At 38.1% G+C, this 4,489-nt stretch carries 8 protein-coding genes; all 8 read left to right on the forward strand.

Going from position 1 to position 4,489, the window contains the following annotated elements; translation table 11 throughout:
* A partial coding sequence (gene rpsH, locus GSY74_RS06055; RefSeq protein ID WP_164664204.1) for a 30S ribosomal protein S8 occupies window positions 1-162 on the forward strand: 162 nt, incomplete at its 5' end.
* A 9-nt stretch (window positions 163-171) separates the two neighbouring features.
* On the forward strand, window positions 172-705 hold the full coding sequence (rplF, locus tag GSY74_RS06060) for a 50S ribosomal protein L6 (RefSeq protein WP_164664205.1): 534 nt from the start codon (window positions 172-174) through the stop codon (window positions 703-705).
* A 12-nt stretch (window positions 706-717) separates the two neighbouring features.
* Window positions 718-1,074 carry a 50S ribosomal protein L18 gene (rplR, locus tag GSY74_RS06065; protein WP_164664206.1) on the forward strand — a complete coding sequence of 119 codons (357 nt, stop codon included), beginning with the start codon at window positions 718-720 and terminating at the stop codon, window positions 1,072-1,074.
* 9 nt (window positions 1,075-1,083) lie between these two features.
* Entirely contained in the window at window positions 1,084-1,533 is a 450-nt protein-coding gene (gene rpsE / locus GSY74_RS06070) for a 30S ribosomal protein S5 (protein ID WP_164664207.1), read from the forward strand.
* 10 nt (window positions 1,534-1,543) lie between these two features.
* Complete coding sequence (gene rplO / locus GSY74_RS06075; RefSeq protein ID WP_164664208.1) at window positions 1,544-1,942, forward strand: 50S ribosomal protein L15; 399 nt, start codon at window positions 1,544-1,546, stop codon at window positions 1,940-1,942.
* A gap of 2 nt (window positions 1,943-1,944) precedes the next feature.
* On the forward strand, window positions 1,945-3,210 hold the full coding sequence (secY, locus tag GSY74_RS06080) for a preprotein translocase subunit SecY (RefSeq protein WP_164664209.1): 1,266 nt from the start codon (window positions 1,945-1,947) through the stop codon (window positions 3,208-3,210).
* Window positions 3,210-3,965, forward strand: coding sequence for a type I methionyl aminopeptidase (map, locus tag GSY74_RS06085; RefSeq protein WP_164664210.1), 756 nt, complete (start codon window positions 3,210-3,212; stop codon window positions 3,963-3,965). The genes secY and map overlap by 1 nt, the downstream gene beginning before the upstream one ends.
* 47 nt (window positions 3,966-4,012) lie before the next feature.
* Window positions 4,013-4,231: a translation initiation factor IF-1 gene (gene infA / locus GSY74_RS06090; RefSeq protein WP_164664211.1), complete on the forward strand. Its 219-nt coding sequence runs from the start codon at window positions 4,013-4,015 to the stop codon at window positions 4,229-4,231.
* Window positions 4,232-4,489 lie beyond the last annotated feature (258 nt).

A 4,489-nucleotide genomic window follows, 5' to 3' on the forward strand; every position in this document is an offset into this window, starting at 1 on the left:
ATCTCTAAGCCTGGTAGACGAGTTTACCAGAGTGCTGATGAGGTTAGATTTTTCAAAAATGGTTACGGAACACTAGTAGTATCTACCAACAGAGGTGTGATTGCAAATGATGAAGCATTCAAACTTAAAGTTGGTGGCGAAGTACTTTGTAGTATTTGGTAAGGAGTAGATATGTCAAGAGTAGGAAAAAAACCTGTAACCGTTGCTAACGGTATTGATGTATCACTTGATGGTACAGTGATTGTTGCCAAAAAAGGTAACGATGAGAAGAGATTAGAGACTCATGGTAGAGTTGAGATGAGTATTGATGGTGCTGAGGTAACATTTGGACGAGTTGGTGAGTCTAAAGAGAGTGCAGCTTTCTGGGGAACTTACAGAGCGTTGTTTGCAAATATTATTGAGGGACTGGACAAAGGTTTCAAAAAGAGCCTAGAGATTAACGGTGTTGGTTACAGAGCTGCTATTCAAGGCAAAATGCTTAACCTTCAGCTTGGTTTCTCTCACCCAGTTGAGTATACTATTCCAGATGGACTTGATATCAAGGTTGAGAAGAACTTGATTCACATTGCAGGTTCTGATAAACAAGCTGTGGGACAAGCAGCTGCGGAGATTAGAAGCTTTAGACCACCAGAGCCTTACAAGGGTAAAGGTGTTAAGTATACTGATGAAGTTATTATCAGAAAAGCTGGAAAATCAGCAAGTTAATAGGAGCAAAAGATGTTAAAAAGTATTCAAAGAAGAAAAAATAAGCTCCGAGCTCAACGAAAAGCCAGAGTAAGAGGTAAGATTTCAGGTGTTGAGACTCTTCCAAGAGTCTCTATCTTCAAATCAAACAAGCATGTTTATGCTCAAGCGATTGATGATATAGCTGGTGTAACACTAGCTTCCGTTAATGGTAAAAAAATGGGTCTAAAAGCGACCAGAGAGGATGCTACAAAAGTAGGTGCTTCTATGGCAGATGCTCTTAAAGCTAAAAATATTGAAACGATTGTTTTCGATAGAAACGGTTATCTCTATCACGGTGTTGTTGCTTCATTTGCAGATGCTCTTAGAGATGCTGGAATCAAGTTTTAAGGAGCGTTGATGTTAACTGAAAATATAGACAGAGAGAAATTTGAAGAGAAAATTGTAAACATCGGAAGAGTTACTAAAGTTGTTAAGGGTGGTAGAAGATTTAGATTTACTGCTCTTGTAGTGATTGGTGACAAAAATGGTACAATTGGTTATGGTACAGGAAAAGCAAAAGAGGTTCCTGATGCGATTAAAAAAGCTGTAGATGATGCCTTTAAAAGTCTTGTAAAAATTAATGTCAAGGGTACAACTATTGCTCATGATATTGAGCAAAAAACTGGTGCTAGTAGAATTATCCTAAGACCAGCATCTGAAGGTACAGGTACTATTGCAGGTGGTGCGATGAGACCAGTACTTGAACTTGCAGGTATTCAAGATGTTATTGCTAAATCATTGGGTTCAAATAATCCAAACAACCTTGTAAGAGCAACAATAAAAGCTCTTTCAAGAATTAAAGCATAAGGGAGTAGATATGGGTTTACATAATTTACAACCTGCCCCTGGTTCAACTCGAAATAGAAAAAGAGTTGGTCGAGGTCAAGGTTCTGGAACTGGTAAGACAGCAGGACGAGGTAACAAAGGTCAAAAGTCAAGAACTGGTTACTCTGCAAAAAGAGGTTTTGAAGGTGGTCAAATGCCACTATATAGAAGATTGCCAAAGATTGGTTTCTCTTCAAGAGTAATCAAACCACATGCAATTAATGTGGGGAAAAACAAAGCTGTTGCAGAGCTTGATGAGATTACAATAGAGTCTATCAAATCTGTATATAGACTTCAAAAATCTGTAACAAAAGTAAAACTTATTGGTGCAGGTGCTAAGGATTTGGTATCTAAAATCAAAGATGAAGCCGTTACAACTAGTGGTAAATAACCATGAGCAGTGCTTTAACTCAAAAGATACTGATTACTTTTGGATTTCTATTTGCTTATAGAGTTTTAGCATATGTGCCTGTTCCTGGTGTTGACACCGCCGTTATCGCTTCCTTTTTTAGCGATAACGGAGGGGCTGGAATGCTCGGAATGGCAAACATGTTCTCTGGAAACGCAATCGAGCGACTCTCTATAATCTCCCTTGGTATTATGCCATATATTACCGCCTCCATCGTCATGGAACTTCTAGCAGCTACTTTTCCTACTATCGGTCAGATGAAAAAAGAGCGAGATGGTATGCAAAAATATATGCAAATCATTCGATATGCTACGATATTCATTACAATTGTCCAAGCTATGGGTGTCTCTATGGGACTTCAAGGTATGACAGGACCAAATGGAGAGAGTGCTGTTATGATTGACCCTATGATGTTTACACTTATTACAACTGTATCTATGGTGACTGGAACGATGTTATTGATGTGGATTGGTGAGAGAATTACACAGAGTGGAATTGGTAATGGTATCTCACTTATTATCTTTGCTGGTATCGTCTCAGGTATCCCTTCTGCGATTTCAAACACAGTAGAGGGTATAAATACAGGGGAACTTCCTTTCTTTGCTGTTCTTGTTATGTTAGCAATTATTTTGATTACAATCTTTATAATTATCTATGTTGAACTTGGAGAGAGAAGGATACCTATCTCATATTCCAGAAAAACTATTATGCAGAACCAAGACAAAAGAGTGATGAACTATATTCCAATCAAAGTGAACCTTGCAGGTGTTATCCCTCCAATTTTTGCTTCAGCTGTACTAATGTTTCCTCTTACAATGTTACAGAGTAGTACAAACGAGATTGCTCTAGGTTTTGCAGATGCTCTAACCCCTGGTGGTGTTGTATTTAACCTTGTGACATTTATTTTGGTTGTATTCTTTGCATTCTTCTACGCTTCAATCGTATTTAATGCCAAAGATATAGCAGACAATCTAAAGAGACAAGGTGGCTTCATCCCTGGTGTGCGACCTGGTAATCATACCAAAGAGTTCATCAATGAAGTGGCAAGTAACTTGACAGGTTCAGGTGCTTTCTATCTTGCAGCCATCTCAACTGTTCCGTTTATGATGATTAGTGCCATGGGTGCATCATTCTTCTTCGGGGGAGTTGCAGTACTTATTGTTGTTCAAGTTGCACTTGATACAATGAGAAAAATAGAGGCTCAAATCTACATGAACAAATATGAAACACTAGGTGCAGTAGGTCTTTAATGGCTATTGCACTTCGTAAGCCCAAAGAGTTGACCAAGCTAAGATTAGCTGGGTCAATCGTTGGGAAAACACTAAAATATCTCCAAGAAAATATCACTGTTGGGATGACCCTAAAAGAGATTGATGCGATGGGTGAAGCGTTCATTCGTGAACAGGGGGCAATTCCCTCTTTCAAAGGTCTCTATGGATTTCCTGCTGCTGTCTGCACCTCTCTAAATGAGGTCTGCATACATGGTGTACCAACTGATGCAAAAATCAAAGAGGGTGATATACTTGGATTGGATTTAGGCACAAAGATAGATGGTTACTTCGGTGACGCGGCGATCACCATACCTATAGGAAAAATCTCCAAAAAAGACGAAGAGCTTATCGCTTGTTCCAAAGATGCACTCTATTATGCTATAGAGAACATCCGAGTAGGAATGAGATTCAAAGAGCTATCAGCCCTTTTGGAGAATTTTATAATAGATAGAGGATATATCCCCCTTCGAGACTTTTGTGGTCATGGTATTGGGAAAAAACCACACGATGAACCAAGTATTCCAAACTATTTAGAGGGAAAACCAAAACAGGGACCCAAGATTAAAAATGGTATGGTATTCTGCATAGAACCGATGGTTTGCCAAAGGAGTGGTCAACCCATAGTATGGGATGACAAATGGACAGTGGTTAGTGAAGATGGTCTTAGAACCTCACACTATGAACATACAGTTGCAATAATAGATAACAGAGCAGTGATTATAAGTGGAGCTTGAATTAACAGGTGAAGCTTTAGTGATTTATGAAACAAAGGAGATAAACAGTGGCAAAAACTGATGTAATTGAGATAGACGGAAAAGTAATAGAGGCGTTGCCAAACGCTACATTTAGAGTGGAACTAGATAATAAACATGTTATATTGTGTCATATCGCGGGGAAGATGAGAATGCACTATATCAAAATCTTACCTGGAGATAAAGTTAAGGTGGAGCTTACTCCTTATAGTTTAGATAAGGGTAGGATTACTTTTAGGTATAAGTAGCCGTAGGGTGGTGCATTTATGCCCACCAATTTATATAAAGTCCATGTATATAATTTCATGGAATGAAAAGCTTCTCTTAGACCAAAATATAGAACTCTCTTCAGATGAAACTAAAATATTACCCTTTTAACTTCTCTATTACCTCAATACTCAATCCTGTTTTGAGTGAAATAGTCTTAATATCCAATACTATAATGTACCCCAATAAAAGAACCTATAAAAAAATATTTTAATTCTAAAAGTATAAAATTAGAAAAA

The sequence above is a fragment of the Sulfurovum sp. bin170 genome (assembly GCF_010892395.1).
In the GTDB taxonomy this organism is placed as follows: domain Bacteria; phylum Campylobacterota; class Campylobacteria; order Campylobacterales; family Sulfurovaceae; genus UBA1140.

Coding starts and splice junctions, on each gene's coding strand:
- rpsE (WP_164664207.1), top strand. CDS start 1,084: ATGTTAACTGAAAATATAGACAGAGAGAAATTTGAAGAGAAAATTGTA.
- secY (WP_164664209.1), top strand. CDS start 1,945: ATGAGCAGTGCTTTAACTCAAAAGATACTGATTACTTTTGGATTTCTA.
- rplR (WP_164664206.1), top strand. CDS start 718: ATGTTAAAAAGTATTCAAAGAAGAAAAAATAAGCTCCGAGCTCAACGA.
- rplF (WP_164664205.1), top strand. CDS start 172: ATGTCAAGAGTAGGAAAAAAACCTGTAACCGTTGCTAACGGTATTGAT.
- rplO (WP_164664208.1), top strand. CDS start 1,544: ATGGGTTTACATAATTTACAACCTGCCCCTGGTTCAACTCGAAATAGA.
- map (WP_164664210.1), top strand. CDS start 3,210: ATGGCTATTGCACTTCGTAAGCCCAAAGAGTTGACCAAGCTAAGATTA.